The organism is Amycolatopsis sp. TNS106 (genome assembly GCF_019330265.1).
Classification (GTDB): domain Bacteria; phylum Actinomycetota; class Actinomycetes; order Mycobacteriales; family Pseudonocardiaceae; genus Amycolatopsis; species Amycolatopsis lurida.
In genome coordinates, this window is record NZ_CP024972.1 from 4,364,889 (window position 1) to 4,389,755 (window position 24,867).

A 24,867-nucleotide genomic window follows, 5' to 3' on the forward strand; every position below is an offset into this window, starting at 1 on the left:
CGGAAACCTACCCGGTGGCGAGGTCCGCGTAGTCCAGATTCGCCGGACCGTCCGGTGTGGTCGCGGTGAGCCGGATCGTGTTCGTACCGGCGGCGAGATCCAGTGAGCGCGAGACCGTACTCCAAGCCGTCCACGCGCCGGTGCCCGCGAAGGCGACCCCGGCGGCCACCACGGTCCCGTTCACCGAGACATCGACCGGCCGGTTCGAGGCGGTGCCGTTGGCGTACCCGAAGCTCACCCGCACCGGGCCCGCCGAGGCGGCGTCGACCTTCCACTCCACGTGGCTCCCGACGGCGTTGGCGCCGTTGACGAAACCGGTGCCGGAGAATCCCGCGTGATTCGAGTCGATCGTCCCGCCCGCGGACACCGTGCCGGCCTCGGCCTCATGGCGGGTCACCGAGCCGGATCCCTTGGAGACGCGGTAGACCACGGTGCCGTGCGCCGGGACGGACGCGCTGATCGACCCGGTGGTTGTCCGGGTCGCCTTCGACCACAGATCCTTCAGCAGGTACGACGGTGCGCCGCCGATACCCAGCGCCGCCGCGGTGGTGCCGATCGTCGCGGCCGAAGTGTTCTCATTGGACAGTGCCACCGCCCGGTCCCCATTGGCCAGCACCTTGTTGTAGACGACGAGGCCGCCGTCGGAACTCACGACCGTCGCCTGTTTCCCCAGCGGATCCTGGTCGAGGGCGATGATGTCGGTGTTCTTGAGGATGCCGAACGTCTCAGCGCCCGCCTTGCGCAGATCGCTGCCGATGAGCAGCGGCGCGGCCATCATCGCCCAGAGGCTGAAATGGGTGCGGTACTCGGTCGCGGTCATCCCGCCGTTGCCGACTTCGAGCATGTCGGGATCGTTCCAGTGCCCGGGACCGGCGTACTTCGCGAGCACACGGTTCGCCTTCGCCTTGCCGATCATGCTCGTCCAGTTGTCGGAGATGTCGCCGGTGGTGCGCCACAGGTTCCCGACCGGCTCACCCCAGGTCCACACCTTGGGTTCGGACCGGCCCCATTCGCAGATCGAGTAGACGATCGGGCGGCCGGTCCTGGCGAGCGCGTCCCGCATCGCCTTGTACCGCTTCTGCGCGTCGACGCCCTGGTTGTTGCAGTTGTCGTACTTCAGGTAGTCGACGCCCCACGACGCGAAGAGGTTCGCGTCCCGCTGCTCGTGTCCGAGGCCGCCGGGGAAACCCGCGGTGTTGCAGGTCTTGGTGCCGGCGCTGGTGTAGATGCCGAACTTGAGGCCCTTCGAGTGGACGTAGTCGGCCAATGCCTTGATACCGCTGGGGAATCTCTTCGGATCCGGCTGCAGATCCCCTTGCGCGTTCCGGGTGGGCAGCGCCCAGCAGTCGTCGATGTTGACGTACCGGTACCCGACGTCCTTCAGGCCCTGCGAGACGAAGATGTCCGCGATCCCCTTGATCATCGCCTCGTCGAATTCCGCGCGGCAATGGGTCGAGTTCCAGTTGTTGAACCCCATCGGCGGGGTGCGGGCGAGGCCGTTTTCCAGCGCCAGCGCGGGTTCGGGGACCGTCAGGACCGGGGTCAGCAGGAGTGCCGCGGCGGCGATGGCCGTGAACCGCCGCAGGAGGGTGGATGCCGACATGCTCTCTCCTTGGATGCGCTCGGGGAAGGCATCCGACGAGTACGCGGCGGAAGAGCACTCGTAGAACCAGTCTTGAGTAAAGAGCGCTTACGAAGCGCGGTCAAGACCGTGTGTCACTCATCGGCCTTCCTGGCGGTGGCCATGGCGCGCTCGGTCTCCCAGAACGCGCGCATCGACACGATCAGCCCGTCCTCGCGCACCCGGTAGACGAACACGCCGTCGGTGTCGACGCGGTAGCCGCCGGGCAGGTACGTCGTGATCGTGCCGACGTTCGCGACCTCGTCCCCGGCCGCGTGGGAATCGCGGATGGTGAACTGGAAACGTTCGACGTTCGCGATCGTCTTGTCCCAAAAGGCGCTGATCCCGTCGTGCCCGTGGTGTCCCTTGCCTTCTTCGTCGAACATCGACCGGCCGATCGGGTCCTCGACGACGGCGTCCCCGGCGAAGAGTTCGAGCCAGGCGGGCTTGTCCCCCGCGGTGACGGCGGTCATCGAACGGAATGCGGCCTGGCGCGCGGGCGGCTGCGCGGCGGCCGGATCCCAGCAGACGTCGACACCCATGGTTCAGTCTCCGATCTTCGCGATGATCTCGTCGCCGAACTTCTTGATGGAATCGAGTTTCGGGCCGACTTCGGCATCGAAACCGAGGCCGTCGAACACCCACGGCATGGTGATGATGTCGGTGACGCCGATGTCGCCCTGTTCGCGGTAGCCGTCGAGACCGAACTTGTCGATGCAGACGGCTTGGTACTCGAAGGGATCGTCGGCGCGGCCCTGGTCGGCCAGCAGCCCGCGCAACTTGGCGATCGTGTCGCGGAGGTCGTCGAACTTCATCATCGCCGACGACCAGCCGTCGGCCACACGAGCGGCCCGGCGCAGTGCGACCTCGGTGTGCCCGCCGATGTAGAACGGCACGCGCGACGGCGGCGCCGGGCTCATCCGGAGCTTGTCGAAGTCGAAGAACTCGCCGTGGAATTCGACCATCCCGCCGTCGAGGATCAGGCGCAGCACCTCGATGGCCTCGTCCACGCGTTTGCCGCGCTTCTCGTACGGCGCGCCGCACCAGCGGAACTCCTCCGGCGACCAGCCGACGCCGAGCCCGAGCCCGAACCGGCCGCCGGTCAGCGCCGCGACCGAGTTGACCTGGCGGGCGAGCAGGACCGGGTTCCGGGAGCCGAGTTTCAGCACGGAGGTGTAGAACGTGAGCCGCTCGGTGACCGCGCCCATCGAGGCGGCCGCGACCAGCGGATCGGCCCAGGGGGTCTCCTCGGTCCAGAAGCGGCTGCCATCGGGCGTGTACGGATAGTCGGCCGAGACCGTTTCGGAATAGAACAGGGAATCCGGGAGCGCGATCGAGGAGAAACCCGCCTCTTCGGCGGCCCGGGCGAGCTCGCCCAGCTGATCGAGCGGATTCATCGCGATCGACAGGGTGAACTTCATGGGGCCGAACTATAACGTGTTCTAGTTTCGCCCGCCAGTGCGCGCGGGAACCCCCGGCGGGTTCTCCGCGTTGATCCGGGCAAAGGCCGAACGATTCCTGGAGTTGAACCCATGGGCACCGCGATCTTCCTGATCGTGCTCCTCGTCGTCGTGGTCGGCGGCGGCATCTACTTCGCGAAATCCCAGGCGGCGGCCAAGAAGCGCCAGCTGGACGACGCGAAGGCGGACGCACGGCGCCTGGTCGAACGACTGGGCGGTCAGGTCATGAACCTCACCGGCACGGACACCGCCTCCCAGCAGGCGATGGCGGACGCGTCCGAACGCTTCACCGCCGCGGGCTCCCAGATGGAGCAGGCGCAGACCGTCGAGCAGGCCCGGCTGGTGCGCGAGACCGCCATCGAGGGGCTCTATTACGTCCGCGCGGCGCGGCTCGCGATGGGCATGGACCCCGGTCCGGAACTGCCCGGCAGCGAAGAGCGCGACCGGGCGGGCAAGGTCACCGAGTACCGCTCGGTCGACGTCGAGGGCGAGCACTACGAGGCCTCGCCGGACCCGAGCCAGCGCACGCCGCACTACTACCCCGGTGGCCGCGTGGCCGGCCGCCCGGTGCCGCAGGGCTGGTACAGCGAGCCGTGGTGGAAGCCCGCGCTCGTCGCCGGCGCCTGGGGCCTCGGTTCGATGCTGCTGTTCAGCGCGATGTTCTCCGGTATGGCGGGGATCGCGAGCGCGTCGGCCTGGGAGTCCGGGTACGACGCGGGCCAAGAGGACGCGGGCGCCGGCGGTGACGCGGGCGGCGATGCCGGAGGCGACATGGGCGGGGACGCCGGTGGGTTCGACGGCGGCGGTTTCGATGGTGGCGGGTTCGACGGCGGGGGCTTCGATGGCGGAGGCTTCGACTTCTAGCCCGCGCCCCGTCCCGCAAACGCTATGAAAGGTCCTTTCCTTGCAAATTTTGCAAGGAAAGGACCTTTCATAGCATCGGGAAGCTGTTCAGGCGGGTTCGCAGGCCGGGCGGGTCGTGAGTGACCAGACGACACGAGCGCGGCGGTCCGAGAGGTCCGTGAAGGCCTCCTTGAGGGACCCAGAGTCCCTCAAGGAGGCCTTCACGGACCGAGCTGGGGATCAATCGCAGCTGGAAGCCACGGAGGCACCTCGGTTCCAACCAGAATCGCCTCACGACCACCTTGCCCGAAGTCCGCCGTGACTCCCGGCTTGATACGGAGGCGACCTTCGCGACGCATCACGTCAGCGGCACCGAGTACGTCAAGCGGGCTGGCAGGTCGGGCACCAGAAGAGGTTCCGCGCCGCCAGATCGCTCCGCAGCACCGCCGTCCCGCACACCAGACAGGGCATCCCCTCGCGCCGGTAGACGTAGACCTCGCCCCCGTGCCGGTCCTGCCGCGGCGCGCGGCCCGTGACCTCGGGCAGGTGCTCGGGCGCGACCGTGTCGATCCGTCCCACCCGGACACCGTGCCGCATGAGCGTCACGAGATCCGCCCACATGTCGTCCCACAGCCCGCGGTCGAGCGCGCGGCCGGGGACGAGCGGGCCGACACCGTGCCGGAACAACACTTCGGCGCGATACACGTTGCCGACGCCCGCCAGCACCGACTGGTCCATCAGCAGTGCCGCGATCGACGTCTTCGACCGCGAGATCCGCTCCCACGCCTTGTCCGGCTTCGCGTCGCGGCGCAGCGGATCCGGGCCCAGGCGTGCCTTGATCGCGTCGACCTGGGGCCCGTCCAGGAGTTCGCACCGGGTCGGGCCGCGCAGGTCGGCGAAGTGTGTCGGACCGGTCAGCCGCATCCGCACCTGCCCCACCGGTTCCATAGCGGGCAGCGGTACGTCGGAGAACGTGCCGTAGAGGCCGAGGTGGACGTGCACCGTCCCGTGTGGACCGTAGTCGTGGAACAGGTGCTTCCCGTACGCCTCGGCCTTCACCAGCACCTGGCCGTCCAAACGGGACGCTTCGGCGGCGAACCGTCCTTGCGGGCTGCTCACCTCGACCGGGTGCCCGGCGAACCGGCGTTTGTGCAGACGCGCCAGGCGATGGAGCGTGTGCCCCTCGGGCATGTCAGTGCTCGGGCAGCGGCGGCGGCCAGCCGGTGTTCTCGTAGTCCAGGATCTGCTGGACGCGGCGGCCGTGGCGCTCGTCCGGGCTCGGCGGGGTCGCGAGGAACGCCTCGACGATCTCCGTGGCCTCTTCGGTGGTGTGCATCCGCGCGCCGACGCCGATCAGCTGGGCGTGGTTGTGCTCGCGGGTGAGCTTCGCGGTCTCGACGCTCCACGCGAGGCCGGCGCGAGCGCCCTTCACCTTGTTGGCCGCGATCTGCTCGCCGTTGCCGGAGCCGCCGACCACGATGCCGAGGCTGCCCTCGTCCGCGACGACGCGGCGGGCCGCCTCGATGCAGAAGGCGGGGTAGTCGTCGGCCGCGTCGTAGACGAAGGGACCGACGTCCTCGACGTCGTGGCCCTGCTCCTTGAGGTGGGCCACGAGGTGGTTCTTCAGTTCGAAACCGGCATGGTCGGAGCCAAGGTAAACACGCACAGCGCGGAGTCTGCCATCACGTTCCGGGACGAGCATGCTGTGGGGGTGGACATCGGACTCGAATGGGGAAGCGAGGGCGTCACCGCCTTGGGCGCGGACTGCGCCGTTCTCGTCATCGTCGACGTGCTTTCCTTCTGCACCACAACGGATCTGGTGCTCGGCAACGGCGGCCGCGTGCTTCCGGTCCGCTGGCGCGATCGGCGCGGTGAGGAAGCCGCGAAAGCGCGGGGCGCCATCCTCGCGGGTGAAAAACAGTGGTCCTTGCGACCTTCGTCTGTGACGCAAATCCCTTCCGGCACACTTCTCGCGCTTCCCTCCCCCAATGGCGCCACGCTCTGCGACGCCGCCGCCACGACCGGTGCCGTGGTCCTGGCCGGATGCCTGCGCAACGCGACCGCCGTCGCCGCCCGCGCGGCGGAGCTGGCGAACGGGCGCCCGATCGGCGTCGTCCCGGCCGGGGAACGCTGGGGAATCGGCATCCGCTCCGAGACCAAGACGTTCGGGCCGCTGAGGCCGTGCGTCGAGGACCAGCTCGGTGCGGGGGTGATCGCCGCGGCACTGGAGGGCTACGGTCGCTTGTCCGCCGAAGCCCGTCTCGCGGCCGTCGCGGCAAAAGCGATCGACATCGCCGAAGCACTGACAGAGTGTTCTTCAGGACGCGAGCTCGCCGCGGCCGGGCACGCGAACGACGTGCGGCTCGCCGCGAAACTCGATAGCAGCGGCACGGTTCCGTTGCTGCACAACGGAATTCTGGAGGAGTCGTGACTTGGCTCGAACTCGCGGACGGCGTGTACGCCCGCCGTTACGAGGAGCTGGACCTCACCGTCGGCCTTGTCGTGGGCAGTGAACGCTGCCTGATCGTCGACGTCCGCGGCGACGTCGACCAGGGCGCCGAACTGGCCGCGGCGGTCCGGGAGATCACGCCGCTGCCGTGGTCGGTCGTCTACACGCACGCGCATTTCGACCACGCCTTCGGCACGACGGCTTTCCTGCCGTGCGACGTCTGGGCACACGAAGCGTGTCTGACCGAACTGACCACCTTCGGCGAGGGCGCGCGGCGCAAGTGGATCCAGCATTACCTCGGCGAAAACCGGCCGGAGATGGCGGAGGCGCTGGAGCGCACCGAGATCACCCTGCCGGACAAGCCGGTCACTGACACCGCCGAAATCGACCTCGGCGGCCGCACGGTGGTGCTTCGCTTCCTCGGCCGGGCCCACACCGATCACGACCTGTTCGTGCACGTGCCCGACGCGGGGGTCGTCTACGCGGGCGACGCCGTCGAGAACGCCGAAGCAGGCTTCAGCGCGTTCTCGTTCAACGACGGCAGTTTCCTGGCCGAATGGCCCGGTGTGATGGACGCGATCCTCGCGCTGGACCCGAAGATCATCGTGGCCGGGCACGGCGACCCCGTCGGCAGCGCGTTCATCGAGAAGCACCGCGACGGACTGCGCGAACTCGTCGCGCTCAAGACCCGGATCGCGGCGGGAGACCTCACGACGGACGAAGCCGTCGCGAGGTCCCCCTACCCCGGCGATGTCACCAAGGCAGCCCTGGAAACCCCTTAGTCGAAGTTCAGCTCACCGGACCGGGTGCGCTTCAGCTCGAAGAAGTCCGGGTAGCTCGCCAGCGCGCGGGCGCCGTCGAAGACCTTGACGGCGTCCTCGCCACGCGGGATCGAGCTGAGCACCGGGCCGAAGAAGGCGACGCCGTCGATGTGGATGGTCGGGGTGCCGACGTCCATTCCGACCGGATTCATACCTTCGTAGTGACTCTTTTTCAGCGCCTCGTCGTACTCGGCCGACTCCGCGGCCTCGGCCAGCTCGGCCGGCGCGCCGATGGCTTCGAGGGTCTCCTTGATGACCTTGGGGATGTCCTTGTCGCCCTGGTTGTGGTGGCGCGTGCCGAACTCCGTGTAGAAGTCGCGCAGCGCCTCCTCGCCGTTCTTCTGCGCCAGCGCGGTGGCGACGCGGACCGGGCCCCAGCCGCGGTCCAACAGCTCCTTGTACTGCTCAGGCAGGTCCTCGCGGCCGCTGTTGAGCTCGGACAGGCTCATGATCCGGAACCTCAGGTCGAGGTCGCGGTGCTTCTCCACCTCGAGGATCCAGCGCGAGCTGATCCAGGCGAAGGGGCAGATCGGATCGAAGTAGAAGTCGACCTTGGTCTTCTCGGACGGGGCGGTCATCAGGTTCTCCCAGTGCCATCGTCTTGGGCGGGCCGGTACACACACAGGGTGCTACACAGCGAGCCAACATCGCGGCCGTCGGCGTTGTTCCCGTCGTCAGCACGGGCTCCGACATGATTGGATGCCTGTAGTTGGAAACCAAAACCGATACCGATGACCAGAGGTGCCAGTGCCCGCCCCCAACCTGACCCGAGACCAAGCCAAGCTGCGCGCGGAACTGCTCGACGTCGAGTCCTACGACATCGAGCTGGATCTGACCGACGGCCGCGGCGGTCCCGGTGAGAAGACCTTCACGTCGAAGACGACGATCAAGTTCGCCAGCGCCAGAAGCGGCGAAGCGTCGTGGGTCGACATCGTCGCCGAGGGGATCGAGTCGGCCGTCCTCAACGGGACGGAACTCGACGTCAGCGGGTACGTCGAGGACAAGGGCGTCGAGCTGCCCGGCCTCGCCGAGTCGAACGAGCTCGTCGTCGACGCGGTCTGCCGCTACATGAACACCGGCGAGGGCCTGCACCGGTTCGTCGACCCGGTCGACGACGGCGTCTACCTCTACACGCAGTTCGAGACCGCGGACGCGAAGCGCATGTTCGCCTGTTTCGACCAGCCCGACCTCAAGTCGGTCTACCGGCTCACCGTGATCGCGCCGAAGGACTGGAAGGTCATCTCGAACGCGCTGGTCGAGTCGGCCGAGGAGACCCCGGAAGGGGCCGTCCGCACCGTGTTCAAGGTGTCCGAGCGGATCTCGACCTACCTGGTCGCGCTGATCGCGGGCCCGTACAGCGAGTGGCGCGACGAATTCTCCGACGAGCACCGCACGATCCCGCTGGGCATCTACTGCCGCGCCTCGCTCGCCGAGCACATGGACGCGGACAAGCTCTTCACCGAGACCAAGCAGGGTTTCGCCTTCTACCACGACAAGTTCGCCACCCCGTACCCGTTCTCCAAGTACGACCAGCTGTTCGTGCCGGAGTTCAACGCGGGCGCGATGGAGAACGCCGGCGCGGTCACCTTCCTGGAGGACTACGTCTTCCGCAGCCGCGTCACCCGCTACGCCTACGAGCGCCGCGCCGAGACGCTGCTGCACGAGATGGCGCACATGTGGTTCGGTGACCTGGTCACCATGCGCTGGTGGGACGACCTGTGGCTGAACGAGTCGTTCGCGACCTTCGCGAGCGTGCTGGCCCAGGCCGAGGCGACCGAGTACAAGAACGCGTGGACCAGCTTCGCGAACATCGAGAAGTCGTGGGCGTACCGGCAGGACCAGCTGCCCTCGACGCATCCGATCGCCGCGGACATCGTCGACCTGCACGCGGTCGAGGTGAACTTCGACGGCATCACCTACGCCAAGGGCGCGAGCGTGCTCAAGCAGCTCGTCGCCTATGTCGGGCTCGAGCACTTCCTCGAGGGCCTCAAGGTCTACTTCGGCAAGCACGCCTGGGGCAACGCGACCCTGGCGGACCTGCTGGGCGCGCTGGAAGAGGCCTCGGGCCGCGACCTGTCGTGGTGGAGCGCGCAGTGGCTGGAGACCACCGGTCTCAACTCGCTGAGCCCGCGCTACGAGGTCGGCGCAGACGGCACGTACACCTCATTCGCCGTCACCCAGACCGGTGCCAAGCCGGGTGCCGGTGAGCTGCGGACGCACCGGGTCGCGGTCGGCGTCTACGACGAGGACGAGAACGGCAAGATCGTCCGCAAGCACCGCGTCGAACTCGACGTCGACGGTGAACGCACCGAGGTGCCGGGGCTGATCGGTCTCCCGGCCGGCAAGCTCGTGCTGGTCAACGACGACGACCTGACCTACTGCACGATGCGGCTCGATCCGGCGTCGCTGACCACGCTGATCGACCGCATCGCCGACATCACCGAACCGCTCCCCCGCACGCTGTGCTGGTCGGCGGCGTGGGAGATGACGCGCGAGGCCGAGCTCAAGGCCCGCGACTTCGTCACCCTGGTGCAGCGCGGCGTCCACACCGAGACCGAGGTCGGCGTGGTGCAGCGGCTGCTGCTGCAGGCGCAGACGGCGCTGAACTCGTACGCCAACCCGGCGTGGGCGACGGACAAGGGCTGGCCGGAGTTCTCGTCGCGGCTGCTGGAGCTGGCGCAGGGCGCCGAGGCCGGTTCGGACCACCAGCTCGCGTTCGTGAACTCGCTCGCCGGCTGCGTGCTCGACGACAAGACGCTGCAGATCATCGCGGGCTGGCTCGACGGCACCGCGCCGCTGGAGGGCCTGACCGTCGACACCGACCTGCGCTGGCGGCTGCTGCACGCCCTGGTCGCGCACGGCAAGGCGGAGAACCCCGAGATCGACGCGGAGCTCACCAAGGACGACACCGCCGCCGGACGGCGCCAGGCGGAGCGCTCGCGGGCGCTGCGGCCGACCGCCGAGGCGAAGGCCGACGCGTGGCAGCGGGCGGTGTACGACGACGAGCTGCCGAACGCGGTCAGCGACTCGCTCATCACCGGCTTCTCCCACCCCGGCCAGAAGCACCTGCTCGGCGGCTACGTGACGCGCTACTTCGAGGTCATCGACGAGGTGTGGCAGCGACGTTCCAGCGAGCGCGCGCAGCCGACCGTGGTCGGGCTGTACCCGTCGTGGGCCGTCGAGCCGTCGACGGTGGAGGCGTCGGACGAGTGGCTGGCCGGGGAGCACCCGGCGGCGCTGCGCCGTCTCGTGTCGGAAGGCCGGGCCGGGATCGTGCGGGCGCTGGCCGCCCGTGAGTTCGACTCGCAGGCCGGGGTCTAGTCCCGTAACGCAATGAAGGGGCCTTTCATCGCAAATTTTGCGATGAAAGGCCCCTTCATTGCAGTTGAAAGCGGCTGAAGAGCGTCAGTGCTGCGGAGCGCCCGCCTGGTCGCTCAGCATGCGGAGGGCGTTCACGAGGCCGCCGATGAGGTCGCCTTCCTTGAAGGAGGCGACCATACTGGCCACGGCGAGCTTCGCGCCGCGGTCGGGCAGGCGGTGCCGGGCCTGCGAGCCCGTCACGATCTCGATGACGCGCTGGCCGGGCGACACGGCGACGATGACGCCGTCGGCCGGGTCGTCGGTCGAGCTCAGCAGGCCTTCGGCGGTGACGCGGGTGTCCTCGCCGAGGTCACCGAGGTACACGCTGAAGTCCAGGCCGGTCTCGCGGCTGGCCAGGGTCAGCGCTTCGTCCAGCCGGGCAAGCTGCTGGGTCGTGAATGGGCTGTTCGGACCAGCCGGTTCGTACATCTTGGCGGCGGAAATCCGGCCGCTGGAAGTAACGGCGGCGCCGTAACCGGGCTCTTCGTCAACAGCGGTGGACGAATGGGTCAGTTCACCAGTTGCCACGAGCGCCTCCCGTCACCGAAGCTCCGTCCGCCGCACCGACGGCGGTCGCGCCGCCCGCGTGCGAATGCCTGGCGCCGACACCGTCGGGGTTGGCGCTCCACCACATGGCCGGGTACTCCCACGGCTGCCCCGGCCGGTACCGGGCGACGCCCGCGCCCTTCGACCGCAGCGTGGCCACCCCGCAAAGCGCGTAGATGACCAAGGGGATCACCGCGAAGACCAGGATCGTCTCGACAAGGTTCACGCGCGTGAGCGTATCCGATCGCGCGTGACCGCACCCGCTCGCACGGCCGTGCGCTCCGATACCTACCGCTCGTCGTCCGGAGGGGTCCGTCCGCCGCTTGCCGCGAAAGCGCTCCCACGTTGGGGCGAAGCCCGCAAGGCCGAAAGGTTGCAACTCAACGTACGGGCGGCCGCACCCGGCGCTGTCGTCTTGTCGCAGCCTTGAAATCCTCGTAGCTTTTTCACCTGTACGGGCCTTGCGCCCAGCTCCCCCACCCCAGCAGGTAACGCACCGGTCGCAGGAGGACATGTCATGCAGAGCACCCAGACACCCGGCCAGGCGATCATCGACGACATTTCGTCACTCTTCGAAATTGAATTCGTGCCCGGTACGCGTGTGACGGCGGGCACACGGGTTACGCGCGGTACTCGTGTCACTCGCGGTACGCGGGTCACCGCCGGCACCCGGGTGACCCGTGGCACGCGCGTCACCCGAGGCACTCGCGTCACCGCCGGCACCCGCGTCACGCGCGGCACCAGGGTCACTCGCGGCACCCGCGTGACCGCCGGAACCCGCGTCACCTGTGGCACGCGCGTCACTCGCGGCACCCGCGTCACCCGGGGGACCCGCGTCACCTGCCAGAGCGACTTCTCGCTCGCCGCCTGAGTTCGAGCACGACCGGTCGAGCAGGGGACGGCGTACTCGTAACGAGCTTCACCACGGCATCATCGGCCCGCCCCGGCCGCCGCGAGGCAGCCGGGGCGCCGACGTGTTCGGGGTCCGGATCGAGCTCCGATCAGGCCGCGGTGCCCAGGTACGGCCGCCACAACGGGTCGGCCTCCTTCGAATGCGCGAGCAGCCGCCAGTGCGGCCCGTGGGGGGCCCTCGGCACGACGCGCAGGCGCCAGCCGATCTCGGAAAGCAGCTTGTCCGCCTTCCGGTGGTTGCACTTGGCGCAACAGGCCACGCAGTTCGTCCAGCTGTGGGGGCCACCACGACTGCGCGGGACGACGTGGTCGATCGTCTCGGCCCGCCCTCCGCAGTAGGCGCAGCGGTACCGATCGCGGTGCATCAGCCCGGCCCGGGTCAGCGGCACCTGCGCGCGGTAGGGCACGCGCACGTAGGTGCTCAACCGGATCACCGAAGGCACGGGCAGCGAGACCGTGGCGGCGTGCAGTTCGAGCCCCGCCGGGTCGCCGTGCACCACCTCGGCCTTGCCGCACATCACGAGGACCACCGCCCGCCGCAACGGCAGCGCCGTGAGCGGTTCGAACGTGGCGTTCAACAGCAATACCCGTCTGCGGCCCCAGGACGACGCTGTGGTCGTGGTGGGTACCGCGGCGTTGGACGGGTCCCGCCCTCTACGCTGTCCGGGCGGGCGGGCAACACCCCCTGGCCGCGTTCCCGGCCCGCCCGGTGGAGCCCCGTGCGAGGGGGCACCTCCCGGATGGGCGCGCAACACGACCTCCGGCGCCTGTCCGGCCACGGCTTGGCTCGGGACGCCGAGGGGGATGGGTTGTCGGTCTGGCACTCGACCACCTCCACCGGTGCAGGCATAGTCGACCACAGATCAGCCCCAAAGTGCACGTGTGTTACTGGACGTGTCACATGCACGCGACCCGGCGGCCACATGAAGTTGGCTGATCCGCCCCCGCCGGGGATGAGCGGCGTGACCGGTCCCCGTCGAGTACGAAAGGACATTTCCTCTCCGTGAACCTGCTGCCCACCGAACCCCCGGCCTGCACGCGCGAAGTCGGCAGCCTGTGCTATCAGGTGTTCCAGGTCACAAAGAACGAATGGCTCTCCGCCTCCGCGGGCTGGCTTCTGACGAAGCCACTCAGGATCCTGATGATCGTCGCCGTGGCGTTCCTGCTGCGCTACCTGGTGCGCCGCCTGATCAACCGCGTGACGCGGATGCCGAACGGCGGCTCCTCGAAGCTGCCCGCCCTGTTGAGACCGCTGCGGGAGAAGGCTCCCGAGGTGCTCGGGTCGGCGGTGATGGAACGGCGCCGTCAGCGCGCCGCCACCATCGGCTCGGTGCTCAAGTCGATGGCGACGTTCCTGATCTACGGCCTCGCGTTCATCCTGGTGCTGGGCGAACTGGGCATCGACCTCGCGCCGATCATCGCTTCGGCGGGCATCGTCGGTGTCGCGCTCGGTTTCGGTGCGCAGAACCTGGTCAAGGACTTCCTGTCCGGCATGTTCATGATGATCGAGGACCAGTACGGCGTCGGTGACGTCGTCGACGTCGGTGAGGCGTCCGGCACCGTCGAGGCCGTCGGCCTCCGGATCACCACCTTGCGTGACATCAACGGCACCGTCTGGTACGTCCGCAACGGCGAGGTGCTGCGGGTCGGCAACTCGAGCCAAGGCTTCGCGGTGGCCGTCGTCGACGTGCCGCTCAGCTACTCCGCCGACGTCGAAAAGGCCACCGAGCTGATGGCCGAGAAGGCGAAGACGCTCCTGGAGAGCGAAGGGCTCGCACCGAACGTGCTGGAGCCGCCGGAGATGCTCGGTGTGGAGACCGTCACCCCCGAGAGCATCAAGCTCCGCCTGACGGTGAAGGTCCGGCCGGGTAAGCAGTGGGCCGTGCAGCGCGCGCTGCGGGCGCATCTGCTCGCCGCGTTCGACGAAGCCGGCTTCGAGCCACCTCTGGGGCGCTTTATGTCGTCCGGCCCCGCCGCGCAGTAGGACAAGGGCAGAATGGAGCTGTGTCCGTGACCGAACCTGACCCCACCACCTTGTACGAAGCGATCGGCGGCGAACCGGTCTTCACCCGGATCGTCGCTCGGTTCTACGCCGAAGTGGCGGTCGACGAGGTGCTTCGCCCGCTGTACCCCGAGGAGGACCTCGGCCCGGCCGAGGAGCGTTTCCGGCTGTTCCTCATGCAGTACTGGGGCGGCCCGCACACCTACTCGGACCAGCGCGGTCACCCTCGGCTGCGGATGCGGCACGCTCCGTTCAAGATCGGCCCGATCGAACGTGACGCCTGGCTGCGCTGCATCAAGATCGCGGTCGACGAGGAGAACATCGAGGAGCCCTACCGCTCGCAGCTGTGGGCGTACCTCGAGATGGCGGCCAACAGCATGATGAACAGCTTCGTGTGATGGAACGCGACGTGGCTTGGTGGGCCCAGGCGGTCTTCTACCAGGTCTACGTACGCTCGTTCGCCGATTCGGACGGGGACGGCGTCGGTGACCTCGAAGGCATCCGCGGCAAGCTCGGGTACCTGGAGCTGCTCGGCGTCGACGCGCTGTGGCTGACGCCGTTCTACCGCTCCCCCATGGCCGATCACGGCTACGACATCGCCGACCCGCGCGACGTCGACCCGATGTTCGGCACCCTCGGCGATTTCGACGTCCTGCTGACCGAGGCGCACAAACGCGGCATCAAGGTCACCGTCGACGTCGTCCCCAACCACACCAGCAACACCCACGCCTGGTTCAAATCGGCGATGGCGGCGCCGCCGGGGAGCCCGGAACGGGATCGCTACATCTTCCGTGACGGGCTCGGCCCGCGTGGCGACCAGCCGCCGAACAACTGGGTCAGCGCGTTCGGCGGCCCGGCGTGGACGCGCGTCCCGGACGGCCAGTGGTATTTGCACCTGTTCTCGCCGCAGCAACCGGACCTGAACTGGGCCAACCACGAGGTCGCCGCCGATCTGGAACGGACCCTGCGATTCTGGCTGGACCACGGCGTGGACGGCTTCCGCGTCGACGTCGCGCACGGCATGGCGAAACCGCCGGGCCTGCCGGACATGGATCCGCGGGTGAACGCGCTCGGGCCGAGCGAGTTCTACGATCCGCGGTTCGACAACGACCGCGTCCACGAGATCCACCAGATGATCCGCAAGGTGCTCGACGAGTACCCGGGCACCATGGCCGTCGGCGAGATCTGGGTGACCGACGAGGAACGGCTCGCCCGGTACCTGCGGCCGGACGAGCTGCATCTGGCGTTCAACTTCCGGCTCGTGCTCACGCATTTCGACGCGGACGCGCTGCGGACGGCCATCGAGCGGTCGCTGGCGGTGCCGAAATCCGCCGGGGCGCCGGCCACCTGGACGTTGAGCAACCACGACGTCTGGCGGCAGGTCAGCCGGTACGGCGACGGTCAACGCGGCGTCCGGCGCGCCCGGGCGATGGCGCTCGTCGAGCTCGCACTGCCCGGGGCGGTCTATCTGTACAACGGCGAGGAACTGGGGCTCGGCAACGTCGACCTCCCACCGGAAGCGCTCGCGGACCCGAGGGCCAAGACCTCGGGCGCCGAGTTCGGCCGGGACGCGGCACGGGTGCCGCTGCCGTGGGAAGGCGATCTGCCGCCGTTCGGATTCTCGCGCAATCCGCGCACGTGGCTGCCGATGCCCGCTTCGTGGGCGTCGGTGACCGTGGAAGCGCAGCTGGAGGATCCGGCGTCGACGTTGTCGCTGTACCGGCGGGCGATCGAGATCCGCAAGTCGCACGAGGCTTTCCGCGGCGACGACCTCGAGTGGTACGGCGCGCCCGCGGGGTGTTTCGCGTTCCGGCGGCGTGGCGGCGGGCTGGTGTGCGCGCTGAACACGTCGGCGAGCCCGATCGCGCTGCCGCCGGGTGAGGTGCTCCTGTCGAGCGTGCCGCTGGTGAATGGGAAACTGCCGCCGGACGCGGCCGCCTGGCTCGTCTGAACCAGGCGGCCGCTACCGGACTACTTGTTGAAGCCCGGGTGCAGCTTGTACTGCGTCTGGGCGTTGAACTGGTTCTGCCGGACGAGCTTCGCCGGGAAGGTCCGCCAGTCGTTGAGGTCCAGGACGTCCAGGCCCTTCACGATGTCGGACGAGTAGATGTGACCGTTGTACCAGTACGCCGACCAGGTCCCACCGCCGACGAGCTTCTCGTTCGAGAGCGGGCCACGCTCCCAGAACGCGATCTCCTTCGGGTTCTTCGCGTCGGTGAAGTCCCACACCGAGACGCCGCCCTGGTACCAGGACTGGACCATGATGTCCTTGCCTGGCACCGGGATCAGCGAGCCGTTGTGCGCCACGCAGTTCTCGGTCTCGGACTGGAGACGCGGGATCTTGTAGTAGCTGACGAACTCCAGCTTGCGGTCGTCGCCGCGGCCGGTGATCTGGTAGATGCCGTTGGCGCCGCGGGTGGGGCCGAACTTCTCCAGGCAGGTCGCCATCCCGCCGCCGCCGAGCTCGTCGGTGAAGACGATCTTGGTGGCGTCGTTGTTGAAGGTGGCGCTGTGCCAGAACGCGAAGTTCACGTTGTCCTGCACGCGGTGGATGACCCGCGGCTTGAGCCGGTCGGAGATGTCGAGCAGGACGCCGTCACCCATGCAGGCACCGGCCATCAGGTCCTTCTCCGGCAGCGCCGTCAGGTCGTGGCAGCCGGTGGTCGGCGACCGGCGGGTGCCGTCGGGGTTGGTGCCGCCGGGGTTGCCGCCGCCCTCGGTCGCCGGGAACAGCACCGGGGTCGCGACGAGCGCGGCCTTCGCCGGGTCCTTCACGGGGACCTTGATGATCGACAGCTTGTCGTGCGGCGGCTGGCAGTCGGGCAGGTTGGCCGCCGGCGCGTACGACGAGACGTAGATGTAGACGTCCTTGCCGCGCTTGTCCGGCACCAGGGTGTTGGTGTGCGAACCGCAGTCCGTCTCGATCGCCGCGACGTACTTGGGGGCCGCGAGGTTCGAGATGTCGAAGATCTTGATGCCCTCCCACGACGACTTCTCCGAGGCGGGCTTCGAGACGCTGGTGCACGAGTTGTCGCTGCGCGACGCGTCGGTCGACAGGAAGAGCAGGTCACCGGAGATCGACACGTCGTTCTGCCCGCCGGGGCACAGGACCTGACTGACGATCTTCGGGCGGAACGGGTTGCGGACGTCGTAGACGTTGAACCCGTCGTAGGTACCGACGATCGCGTGACCCTTCGTGAACGCGATGTCGGTGCCGGTCGAGTCCTTGGTGAACGGTCCCTGCTGCGGGATGTTCGCGATCGACCGGAGGTTGGGGCTGTGGACGATCTCGTCCACGCCCGGAATCGCGGTCGCCGACGGTTCGGCGATGACGGCCGGCGCGGCGAGCGCGCTGGAGGCCCCGAGGGCGGCGACTGCGGCCGCCGACACGAAGACCCTGGTCAAGCGGCGTTTCAGCCCAGGCTGCAGCACGATATGGCTCTCCTTCCACCCAGCTTTACGCGCACCTTATTCCTTATTTAGGCTCAACAGATACCGACCAACGGAGGAACTCCCGGGATGAGAAAAAGTTTGACATCGGCCCTGGTCGCCGCTGCTTTCGTAGTCTCGGGTTGCACCGGCGACGAATCCCCGGCGCAACCGGCCCAAAGTGCTCCGGTGATCGTGCCCGGGAAGCCCGGAGAGCAGGCGGGCACCGGTTCCCCCGGCCCGGTGAACCGCGATCAGCCCAACGAGGCCGACGTCGAGTACATGACGATGATGATCCCCCACCACCAGCAGGCGAAGGTGATGACGGAGCTGGTGCCGGGCAAGACGGCGAACGAGCAGATCCGGGCGATCGCCGGGCGGATCTCGGTCGCGCAGGACGGCGAGGTCACGATGATGAAGACCTGGCTGTCCGACCGCGGCAAGCCGGTGCCCGGCGAAGGACACGCGGGCCACGGCGGGCACGATCACGCGCTCATGCCGGGGATGGCGACCGAGGCCCAGCTGGCGGATCTGCGCGCGGCGAACGGGGTGGCGTTCGAAAAGCTGTTCCTCGACCTGATGATCGCGCACCACCAGGGCGCGCTGACGATGGCGGAAGCCCAGCTCGGCAAGGGTGTGGAGGTCAAGGCACAGGAGATGGCGCAGGAGGTCATCACCGGTCAGTCCGCCGAGATCGAGCGGATGAAGACCATGCGCGGGAAGCTCTAGGCCTCGCCGGAGCCCATGTCGCCGAAACCGGAGTCGTCGGAATCGTCGAGGGTGCCTGAGACGATCCAGGTCGCCAGCGCGGCGGCCTGGACGTAGGGCGCCGCCTTCGCCGCGGCCCGTCCCGCGGATTTGGCGCGGCCCCACTTCTCCGGACGTTCGGCGCGTTCCGGCGCCTCCTCACCCGGCGGGCGCTCGGTCCGCCAGGGGGTCTCCTCCGGCCGGACCTCGGCGAGGAAATCCGCCGTCGGGTCTTCCCCGTCCTTGTCGCTCATGGAGACAGCCTGACACCGCGGGCGGCTGGAAGCCACCCGCGGCGCGAAGCGGTAAGAAAGCCGTCAGAACAGCAGCGGCAGGAGCGCGTGACGCCGTTTGAGGACGGCGCCGTACCGCGCGTCGATGCGCATCCACGAATCCGTCGCGGTCACCCGGACGACGTCGCCGTCGATCGACGAGTCCACGAAACCCATCCCCGACAGCGCGAACAGGCACCGCATCTGGACCTTGATCTCCAGCTCGTTGCCCGAAACGGTGAGCACTGCCTGGTCCATCAGCGAGGCGGGCGGGTTGCCGTGCGGGCCGACGTTGTCGCGGGCCAGCGTGACGCCCCGATCGGCCAGCTCCGAGATCACCGTCGCCGGCAGTTCGTCCACCAGTTGCCAGCGTCCCGGTGCGGGCAGCTCGGAATGCCACAGCAGGTCGCGTGCCGGGCCCGGATCCATCCGTTCACCACCGGCGACGGTCAGCGCGGCGAGCAGCTCGTTCCCGGACACGGTGACGTCCGACGGCGTGATGTCGCCGGCGACCGCCCTGGTGGCGAGGACCTCGAACGGAGTCGTGCTCCACGCCTCGACGACGCCGTCACCGCGCTGCCGCAACCGCACCAGCGTGTTCTGGTCGAGCCGGACCGCCCTGGCCACGAACGCGCCGAGCGTTTCGCGGTCACCCGCGTCCGGGATGACGAGCTCAGGCATCCGCGAACCCCTTCTCCAGGAAGGCACGTTCGTCCTCGGTCAGCCGCCGGGGCCGCTCCGACGCGGTGTCGAACGGCGCGAGCACCGTCTCGGCGGTGACCGCGACCTTGTCGGCCTCGGCCGGGCCGGCGTGCACCCGGTAACCGAGGGTGAAGCTGGCGTGCTTCAAGTCCTTCAACGAGATCTCCACCCGGATGTCCTGATCGGACACCACGATCGGCGAACGGTAATGGACGGCCAGCTTCACCACCACGATGCCCTTGGGCAGCTCGGTGAGCCCCGCGCGGACGGCGTCCCCGAACAGCAGGGGGATCCGTGCCTCTTCGAGCAGGGTCACCAGATTCGCGTGGTTGACGTGCCCGTAGACGTCCATATCCGACCAGCGCGGCCGGATCAGGGAAATGTACGCCACTACCTCACCGTGCTCCGGATCTGCCTCGCCGCCACCGACAGCGTCGCCAGGTCGAGCTTGCCGAACTGGCTGATCTCGTCCAGCGCGACGCGGGCCCGCTGCAACCGCGAAGCGTTCGTCTTCTCCCAGTGGGCGATCTTCTCGTCCGGGTCCGTGCCCGAGTCGCTGTGCCGCAAGGCGTCCAGCGTGATCGTCCGCAGGGAACCGTAGACGTCGTCCCGCAGCGCCAGCCGGGCGAGCGCGTGCCAGCGGTTTCCGCGTTCGAGACCGCTGATCGACGTCAGCATCTTGTCGATGCCGAGGTGGTCGGAAAGCGCGTAGTACAGGCCCGCGGTCTCCGCCGGGGTGTGCACCGCGTCGATCCCCGCCTGCTGCTCGGCCAGCTCCGCGACGTCGGTGACGTCGAGCAGGCCGTAGGTGTGCAGCAGCAGCGCCACCCGGCCGGCGAGTTCCGCCGGGACGCCCTTCTCGATCAGCCGCTCGGTGTTCGCGTCCACCGAAGCGCACTCGACACCGCGAAGCAGCTCGTGTGCCCGCGGGGCCAGCTCGCCGACGACGCGGCCGAACCGGTTGATCTCGGCGAGCGGGGCCAGCGGCTGGGGCCGGTTGGTGAGGAACCACCGGGCGGCCCGGTCGAGCAGCCTGCGGGTCTCCAGCATCATCTCGTCCGCGACCTCGGTCGGCACGACGTTGTCCAGCGCGTCGATCTGGGCCCACAGCGACGGCAGGTCGTAGACGTGGGTGACCACGGCGTACGCGCGGACGGCGTCGGTCGCGGTCGCGTTCATCTCCTCCATCAGGCGGAAGACGTACGAGATCCCGGCTCCGTCGACGACCTCGTTGGCCACCATCGTCGTGATGATCTCGCGCTTCAGCGGGTGCTGGAAGATCGCGTCGCCGAAGCGCTCCCGAAGCGGCTTCGGGAAGTACTCGGGCAGCCGACGCGAGAACACCTCGGAGTCCGGCAGCTCGCTCGCCAGCAGCTCGTCCTTCAGGTCGAGCTTGACATGAGCGAGCAGCGTCGCCAGCTCCGGCGAGGTGAGGCCCTCGCCCGCCTTCTCCAGCGCGCGGAACTCCGCCGAACTCGGCAGCGCTTCGAGCTTGCGGTCGAAAGCACCCTTCGCGACCAGTGCCGCGACGAGCCGCTGGTGCACCGAGACCATCGGGCCGGCGTGCGCCCGGCTGACACCGAGCACGGCGTTCTGCCGGTAGTTGTCGGCCAGCACCAGCTCGCCGACCTCGTCGGTCATCTGCTCCAGCAGTTCGTTGCGCTGCTCGGCGTCCAGCGATCCGGTCGAGATCAGGTGGTCCAGCAGGATCTTGATGTTGACCTCGTGGTCCGAGCAGTCGACGCCCGCCGAGTTGTCGAGCGCGTCGGTGTTGATCTTGCCACCCGCACGGGCGAACTCGATCCGGCCGAGCTGCGTCAGGCCGAGGTTCCCGCCCTCGCCGACGACCTTCACCCGGAGCTGGTTGCCGTTGACGCGCAAGGCGTCGTTGGCCTTGTCGCCCGCGTCCGCGTGGGACTCGGTCTCGGCCTTGACGTAGGTGCCGATGCCGCCGTTCCACAGCAGCTCGACCGGCGCCAGCAGGATCGCCTGCATGAGGTCGTTCGGCGCCAGTTTCGTGACGTCCTCGCCGAGCCCGAGCGCCTCGCGGACCTGCGGGCTGATCGGGATCGTCTTCGCCGACCGCGAATAGATCCCGCCGCCCTCGCTGATCAGCGAGCGGTCGTAGTCCTCCCACGACGAGCGCGGCAGGTCGAACAGCCTGCGCCGCTCGGCGAACGAGGTCGCCGAATCCGGGTTGGGGTCGAGGAAGATGTGCATGTGGTTGAAGGCGGCCACGAGCCGGATGTGCTCCGAGAGCAGCATGCCGTTGCCGAAGACGTCGCCCATCATGTCGCCGATGCCGACGACGGTGAAGTCCTCGGTCTGGGTGTCCTTGCCCAGCTCGCGGAAGTTGCGCTTGACGCTCTCCCAAGCACCCTTCGCGGTGATGCCCATGGCCTTGTGGTCGTACCCGACCGAGCCACCGGACGCGAAGGCGTCGCCGAGCCAGAACCCGTAGTTCGCCGACACCTCATTCGCGATGTCGGAGAACTTCGCGGTCCCCTTGTCCGCCGCGACCACGAGGTAGCTGTCGTCGCCGTCGTGGCGGACCACGTTCGGCGCCGGGACGGTCTTGCCCTCGACCCGGTTGTCGGTCACGTCCAGCAGGCCGGAGATGAACATCCGGTAGCAGGCGATGCCCTCGTTCAGCTGGGCGTCGCGGTCCAGGCCCGGGTCACCGGTGGCCGTCGGCGGGCGCTTCACGACGAAGCCGCCCTTCGCACCGACAGGCACGATGACCGCGTTCTTGACCGCCTGCGCCTTGACCAGGCCGAGGATCTCCGTGCGGAAGTCCTCGCGGCGGTCGGACCACCGCAGGCCACCGCGCGCGACGTCGCCGAAGCGCAGGTGCACACCCTCGATCCGGGGCGAGTACACGAAGATCTCGTACTTCGGCCGCGGCTCGGGCAACTCGGGCACCGCGCTCGGGTCGAGTTTGAGCGCGAGGTACTGGCGGGAGTTCCCGTCCTCGTCGGTGACGTGGTAGTTCGTGCGCAGCGTGGCGAGGATGACCGACATCAGCCGCCGCAGGATCCGGTCCTCGTCGAGGCTCGTCACCTCGTCGACCAGCTTGCCGATCTCGGTGGTGAGCTGGTCGGCCTGGGACGCGCGGGCCTCGTCGCCGAGCGCGAGGTCGAAACGGGTCTCGAACAGCCGCACCAGCGCGGTGGCGATGTCGGTGTGCGCGAGGACGGTGTTCTCGATGTACTCCTGCGAGAACGGGATCTTCGTCTGGCGCAGATACCGCGAGTAGGCCCGCAGGATGGCCGCCTGGCGCCAGGTGAGCCCGGCGCGCAGGACGAGGCCGTTGAAGCCGTCGACCTCGCAGTCGCCGCGCCAGGCGGCGTGGAAGGCGTCCTGGAAGCGGGTGCGGAGGTCGCTGTCCGCGTGGTCGAGGACCTGCGGGTCGATGCGCAGGCCGAAGTCGTAGATCCACGACCGGCCGCCGTCCTCGCGGCGCAGTTCGTACGGCCGTTCGTCGACGACCTCGACACCCATCCGCTGCAGGACCGGGAGCACCTGGGAGAGCGTGACGCCCTCACCGCGCAGGTACAGCTTGAAACGCCGCTCCCCCGCCTCCGCGTCGGCGGGCAGGTAGAACGACATCGACAGGTCGCCCTCGTCGGTCAGCGACTCCAGGGCACGGAGGTCCGCGAGCGCTTCGAGCGCGGTGAAGTCCTCCTTGTAGCCCTCGGGGAACACCGCGGCGAACCGCTGCCCCTGCTCACCGGCGGATTCTTCGCCCATCAGGCCGAGCGCGGCGCCGCTGTCCCCGGCGCGCCCGCGGCGTTCGGCGAGGATCGCCTCGACCATCCGGTCGTCCCAGCTGCGAACGGCCTCGTTGAGCCGGTCCTGGATGCGCAGGGTGTCCGGTTCGGACCGCTGCGACGGATCGGTGTGCACGATGAAGTGCACCTGCGCGAGCACGGTCTCACCGATGCGCGCGCTGTACTCCAGTTGCGTGCCTTCGAGTTCTTCGAGCAGGACCTCCTGCATCGCGAGCCGCGAACGGGTCGTGTAGCGGTCACGCGGGAGGTACACGAGGCACGAGTAGAAGCGGCCGTACGGGTCGCGGCGCAGGAACAGGCGCAGCCGTCGGCGATCCGAAAGCGCGATCGCGCCCGTCGTCGTCGAGTACAGCGAGTCGGTGTCGGCCGAGAACAGGTCCGCGCGCGGCCAGTTCTGCAGCACTTCGAGCATCCGCTGGCCGGAGAAGGACTCCATCGGGAAGCCCGCGCGGTGGATGACCTCGCGGACCCGGTTGCAGACCACCGGGATGTCGAGCACGTTCTCGTGCAGCGCGGTGGTGGTGAACATGCCGAGGAAGCGGTGCTCGCCAGTGACGTTTCCGTTGTCGTCAAAGGTTTTCACGCCGACGTAGTACGGATACACCGGACGGTGCACCGTGGACGGCGCGCTCGCCTGGGTCAGCACCAGCAGCGTCGGCGCGAGCGCGGACGCCGCCGTGTCCGGACCGGCGGTGAGACTGCGCGCGGCCAGGCTGTCCTGGCGCAGTACGCCGAGCCCGGTGGCGAGCACCGCGCGCAGGGCGGGCTCGTCGCTTTCCGGATGCGGGTTGTCGATCAGCTCGTAACGGCGGTAACCGAGGAAGGTGAAATGGCCGTCGGCCAGCCAGCGCAGCAGCCGGGCGCCCTCGGCGACCTCGTGCGCGGGCAGCCGCGGCGGGTTCGCGTCCAGCTCGTCGGCGAGACGGCGGGCCGTCTCAGCCATCTTGTCGGTGTCCTCGACGACCTCGCGCACGTCACCCAGCACCGATGACAGCCGGTTGTCCAGCTCACGGGCACGGTTCGGATCCGTCACCAGGTCGATCTCGATGTACATCCACGACTCGGCGGCCGAATTCGCCGGCGGCTCCGCCGGGTCGGCGTCCGGGTGGACCTCCAGCAGCTCGCCGGTCAGATCCCGGCTCACCACGACGATCGGGTGCACGATGCGCTGCACCTGCACCCCGTCGCGCGCGAACTCGGCCGCGACGGAATCCACCAGGTACGGCATGTCGTCCGTGACGACCTGCACGACGGTCGCCTCACGCGTCCAGCCGTCTTCGGGCCCCGTCGGGTTCAGCAACCGCACCGCGGGGCGGCCGGGCATCCGGTCCTTCGCGAGCTGCAGATGCGAGCGGACGGCGCCGACGAGGTCGACCGGGTCGTCACCGAGAATCTCTTCGGCCGGGATGTGCCGGTAGTACAAGCGGATCAAGTCGCCGATCTCCGGGGCGTATGCCGCGGCGGCGTCGATCAGGTCGTCCCGGATCTGCTCCGGGTTCGCCGACCGGCGCCGGGCGCCATCCTCGGTGCCGACATCTTTTCCGGGCGGGGACGAGACTCCCGTCGAGCTCATTTGAGGCAACTCTCCACTGTAGCGAGATTGACACCGCGACCGGCACGACTCTGTACCGGCCCAGACCCAACCTACAGCTCCGGACAGTCGGCTCCACAAGGCCGGGTCCTTCCCGGCCGTCGAAGATTTCCCTGCTCAGATACCGGAATCGCCGTGATCGGTTCAGCTACTCACGGGTCACATCGGCGGTCTGTCCGGACCTCTCCGCGACCCGCCGCACCGGGGTGACCAGCACCCATTGCCACGCGGTGCCGCTTCGGGCGATCTCGTCCGGCCGACTGAATCGTTCAAGCCGGTCACCGCTTCCACCGAGGTGGAGCAAGGGACCTTTGCTACCGC

General features: G+C 68.6%; 23 protein-coding genes. 9 read left to right on the top strand and 14 right to left on the bottom strand.

Going from position 1 to position 24,867, the window contains the following annotated elements:
* Nucleotides 1-7 precede the first annotated feature (7 nt).
* From CVV72_RS19585 to CVV72_RS19595, 3 genes are all read right to left on the bottom strand, one after another.
* Nucleotides 8-1,603 carry a carbohydrate-binding protein gene (locus CVV72_RS19585; RefSeq protein WP_219153706.1) on the bottom strand — a complete coding sequence of 532 codons (1,596 nt, stop codon included), beginning with the start codon at nt 1,601-1,603 and terminating at the stop codon, nt 8-10.
* Nucleotides 1,604-1,716: 113 nt separating this feature from the next.
* Nucleotides 1,717-2,163, bottom strand: coding sequence for a nuclear transport factor 2 family protein (locus CVV72_RS19590; RefSeq protein ID WP_219153707.1), 447 nt, complete (start codon nt 2,161-2,163; stop codon nt 1,717-1,719).
* Nucleotides 2,164-2,166: 3 nt separating this feature from the next.
* A complete protein-coding gene (locus CVV72_RS19595; RefSeq protein WP_219153708.1) occupies nt 2,167-3,042 on the bottom strand; it encodes a TIGR03619 family F420-dependent LLM class oxidoreductase in 876 nt (291 codons plus the stop codon).
* Nucleotides 3,043-3,153: 111 nt separating this feature from the next.
* Here CVV72_RS19595 and CVV72_RS19600 point away from each other — a divergent pair, with 111 nt between their 5' ends.
* Complete coding sequence (locus CVV72_RS19600) at nt 3,154-3,945, top strand: hypothetical protein (RefSeq protein WP_219153709.1); 792 nt, start codon at nt 3,154-3,156, stop codon at nt 3,943-3,945.
* 360 nt (nt 3,946-4,305) lie between these two features.
* Here CVV72_RS19600 and CVV72_RS19605 read toward each other — a convergent pair whose 3' ends face one another.
* Nucleotides 4,306-5,115, bottom strand: a complete 810-nt coding sequence (locus CVV72_RS19605; RefSeq protein ID WP_219153710.1) for an Fpg/Nei family DNA glycosylase — start codon at nt 5,113-5,115, stop codon at nt 4,306-4,308.
* 1 nt (nt 5,116) lies between these two features.
* Complete coding sequence (locus CVV72_RS19610) at nt 5,117-5,590, bottom strand: ribose-5-phosphate isomerase (protein ID WP_007034718.1); 474 nt, start codon at nt 5,588-5,590, stop codon at nt 5,117-5,119.
* A 45-nt stretch (nt 5,591-5,635) separates the two neighbouring features.
* Between CVV72_RS19610 and CVV72_RS19615 the strand changes: the two genes are divergently transcribed.
* The gene (locus tag CVV72_RS19615; protein WP_255632742.1) at nt 5,636-6,355 is read left to right on the top strand and encodes a 2-phosphosulfolactate phosphatase; all 720 of its coding nucleotides are present in this window, start codon (nt 5,636-5,638) and stop codon (nt 6,353-6,355) included.
* On the top strand, nt 6,352-7,155 hold the full coding sequence (locus CVV72_RS19620; protein ID WP_219153712.1) for an MBL fold metallo-hydrolase: 804 nt from the start codon (nt 6,352-6,354) through the stop codon (nt 7,153-7,155). The genes CVV72_RS19615 and CVV72_RS19620 overlap by 4 nt, the downstream gene beginning before the upstream one ends.
* Here the strand turns inward: CVV72_RS19620 and CVV72_RS19625 are convergent.
* Nucleotides 7,152-7,772 carry a DSBA oxidoreductase gene (locus tag CVV72_RS19625; RefSeq protein WP_034313904.1) on the bottom strand — a complete coding sequence of 207 codons (621 nt, stop codon included), beginning with the start codon at nt 7,770-7,772 and terminating at the stop codon, nt 7,152-7,154. The genes CVV72_RS19620 and CVV72_RS19625 overlap by 4 nt on opposite strands.
* Before the next feature lie 169 nt (nt 7,773-7,941).
* On the opposite strand from CVV72_RS19625, the gene pepN reads away from it, so the two are divergent.
* Nucleotides 7,942-10,515: an aminopeptidase N gene (gene pepN / locus CVV72_RS19630; RefSeq protein ID WP_219153713.1), complete on the top strand. Its 2,574-nt coding sequence runs from the start codon at nt 7,942-7,944 to the stop codon at nt 10,513-10,515.
* Nucleotides 10,516-10,599: 84 nt separating this feature from the next.
* On the opposite strand, the gene CVV72_RS19635 is transcribed toward pepN, so the two are convergent.
* Both CVV72_RS19635 and CVV72_RS19640 read right to left on the bottom strand, forming a co-directional pair.
* Nucleotides 10,600-11,082: a DUF5130 family protein gene (locus CVV72_RS19635; RefSeq protein WP_219153714.1), complete on the bottom strand. Its 483-nt coding sequence runs from the start codon at nt 11,080-11,082 to the stop codon at nt 10,600-10,602.
* A complete protein-coding gene (locus CVV72_RS19640) occupies nt 11,069-11,326 on the bottom strand; it encodes a hypothetical protein (protein ID WP_034313897.1) in 258 nt (85 codons plus the stop codon). Before CVV72_RS19640 ends, CVV72_RS19635 begins: the two co-directional genes overlap by 14 nt.
* Nucleotides 11,327-11,617: 291 nt before the next feature.
* On the opposite strand from CVV72_RS19640, the gene CVV72_RS19645 reads away from it, so the two are divergent.
* Nucleotides 11,618-11,971, top strand: coding sequence for a hypothetical protein (locus tag CVV72_RS19645; RefSeq protein ID WP_093934578.1), 354 nt, complete (start codon nt 11,618-11,620; stop codon nt 11,969-11,971).
* Between the two features lie 130 nt (nt 11,972-12,101).
* On the opposite strand, the gene CVV72_RS19650 is transcribed toward CVV72_RS19645, so the two are convergent.
* The gene (locus tag CVV72_RS19650; protein ID WP_007034711.1) at nt 12,102-12,596 is read right to left on the bottom strand and encodes an HNH endonuclease; all 495 of its coding nucleotides are present in this window, start codon (nt 12,594-12,596) and stop codon (nt 12,102-12,104) included.
* 419 nt (nt 12,597-13,015) lie between these two features.
* On the opposite strand from CVV72_RS19650, the gene CVV72_RS19655 reads away from it, so the two are divergent.
* From CVV72_RS19655 to CVV72_RS19665, 3 genes are read left to right on the top strand one after another with little or no spacing between them, the layout of a single operon-like run.
* Entirely contained in the window at nt 13,016-13,996 is a 981-nt protein-coding gene (locus CVV72_RS19655; RefSeq protein ID WP_219153715.1) for a mechanosensitive ion channel family protein, read from the top strand.
* 20 nt (nt 13,997-14,016) lie between these two features.
* Complete coding sequence (locus CVV72_RS19660) at nt 14,017-14,412, top strand: globin (protein WP_125676391.1); 396 nt, start codon at nt 14,017-14,019, stop codon at nt 14,410-14,412.
* Nucleotides 14,412-15,965, top strand: a complete 1,554-nt coding sequence (locus tag CVV72_RS19665; RefSeq protein WP_219153716.1) for a glycoside hydrolase family 13 protein — start codon at nt 14,412-14,414, stop codon at nt 15,963-15,965. The genes CVV72_RS19660 and CVV72_RS19665 overlap by 1 nt, the downstream gene beginning before the upstream one ends.
* 20 nt (nt 15,966-15,985) lie before the next feature.
* On the opposite strand, the gene CVV72_RS19670 is transcribed toward CVV72_RS19665, so the two are convergent.
* Nucleotides 15,986-17,446: an LVIVD repeat-containing protein gene (locus CVV72_RS19670; RefSeq protein ID WP_219153717.1), complete on the bottom strand. Its 1,461-nt coding sequence runs from the start codon at nt 17,444-17,446 to the stop codon at nt 15,986-15,988.
* An 87-nt stretch (nt 17,447-17,533) separates the two neighbouring features.
* Here CVV72_RS19670 and CVV72_RS19675 point away from each other — a divergent pair, with 87 nt between their 5' ends.
* Nucleotides 17,534-18,172, top strand: a complete 639-nt coding sequence (locus tag CVV72_RS19675; RefSeq protein WP_219153718.1) for a DUF305 domain-containing protein — start codon at nt 17,534-17,536, stop codon at nt 18,170-18,172.
* On the opposite strand, the gene CVV72_RS19680 is transcribed toward CVV72_RS19675, so the two are convergent.
* The 4 genes from CVV72_RS19680 to CVV72_RS19695 all read right to left on the bottom strand — a co-directional run bounded on the left by CVV72_RS19680 (nt 18,169) and on the right by CVV72_RS19695 (nt 24,528).
* A complete protein-coding gene (locus tag CVV72_RS19680) occupies nt 18,169-18,444 on the bottom strand; it encodes a hypothetical protein (protein ID WP_034313878.1) in 276 nt (91 codons plus the stop codon). The genes CVV72_RS19675 and CVV72_RS19680 overlap by 4 nt on opposite strands.
* 63 nt (nt 18,445-18,507) lie before the next feature.
* Nucleotides 18,508-19,143 carry a hypothetical protein gene (locus tag CVV72_RS19685; protein ID WP_219153719.1) on the bottom strand — a complete coding sequence of 212 codons (636 nt, stop codon included), beginning with the start codon at nt 19,141-19,143 and terminating at the stop codon, nt 18,508-18,510.
* Nucleotides 19,136-19,555, bottom strand: a complete 420-nt coding sequence (locus CVV72_RS19690) for a thioesterase family protein (RefSeq protein WP_219153720.1) — start codon at nt 19,553-19,555, stop codon at nt 19,136-19,138. The genes CVV72_RS19685 and CVV72_RS19690 overlap by 8 nt, the downstream gene beginning before the upstream one ends.
* Nucleotides 19,555-24,528, bottom strand: a complete 4,974-nt coding sequence (locus tag CVV72_RS19695) for an NAD-glutamate dehydrogenase (RefSeq protein ID WP_219153721.1) — start codon at nt 24,526-24,528, stop codon at nt 19,555-19,557. Before CVV72_RS19695 ends, CVV72_RS19690 begins: the two co-directional genes overlap by 1 nt.
* Nucleotides 24,529-24,867: the final 339 nt, after the last annotated feature.

Bases quoted from the DNA above. Each gene is read 5' to 3' on its own strand.
- CVV72_RS19585 (WP_219153706.1), bottom strand. From the start codon at position 1,603: ATGTCGGCATCCACCCTCCTGCGGCGGTTCACGGCCATCGCCGCCGCG.
- CVV72_RS19665 (WP_219153716.1), top strand. From the start codon at position 14,412: ATGGAACGCGACGTGGCTTGGTGGGCCCAGGCGGTCTTCTACCAGGTC.
- CVV72_RS19590 (WP_219153707.1), bottom strand. From the start codon at position 2,163: ATGGGTGTCGACGTCTGCTGGGATCCGGCCGCCGCGCAGCCGCCCGCG.
- CVV72_RS19605 (WP_219153710.1), bottom strand. From the start codon at position 5,115: ATGCCCGAGGGGCACACGCTCCATCGCCTGGCGCGTCTGCACAAACGC.
- CVV72_RS19645 (WP_093934578.1), top strand. From the start codon at position 11,618: ATGCAGAGCACCCAGACACCCGGCCAGGCGATCATCGACGACATTTCG.
- CVV72_RS19680 (WP_034313878.1), bottom strand. From the start codon at position 18,444: ATGAGCGACAAGGACGGGGAAGACCCGACGGCGGATTTCCTCGCCGAG.
- CVV72_RS19685 (WP_219153719.1), bottom strand. From the start codon at position 19,143: ATGCCTGAGCTCGTCATCCCGGACGCGGGTGACCGCGAAACGCTCGGC.
- CVV72_RS19595 (WP_219153708.1), bottom strand. From the start codon at position 3,042: ATGAAGTTCACCCTGTCGATCGCGATGAATCCGCTCGATCAGCTGGGC.
- CVV72_RS19625 (WP_034313904.1), bottom strand. From the start codon at position 7,772: ATGACCGCCCCGTCCGAGAAGACCAAGGTCGACTTCTACTTCGATCCG.
- CVV72_RS19675 (WP_219153718.1), top strand. From the start codon at position 17,534: ATGAGAAAAAGTTTGACATCGGCCCTGGTCGCCGCTGCTTTCGTAGTC.
- CVV72_RS19695 (WP_219153721.1), bottom strand. From the start codon at position 24,528: ATGAGCTCGACGGGAGTCTCGTCCCCGCCCGGAAAAGATGTCGGCACC.
- CVV72_RS19600 (WP_219153709.1), top strand. From the start codon at position 3,154: ATGGGCACCGCGATCTTCCTGATCGTGCTCCTCGTCGTCGTGGTCGGC.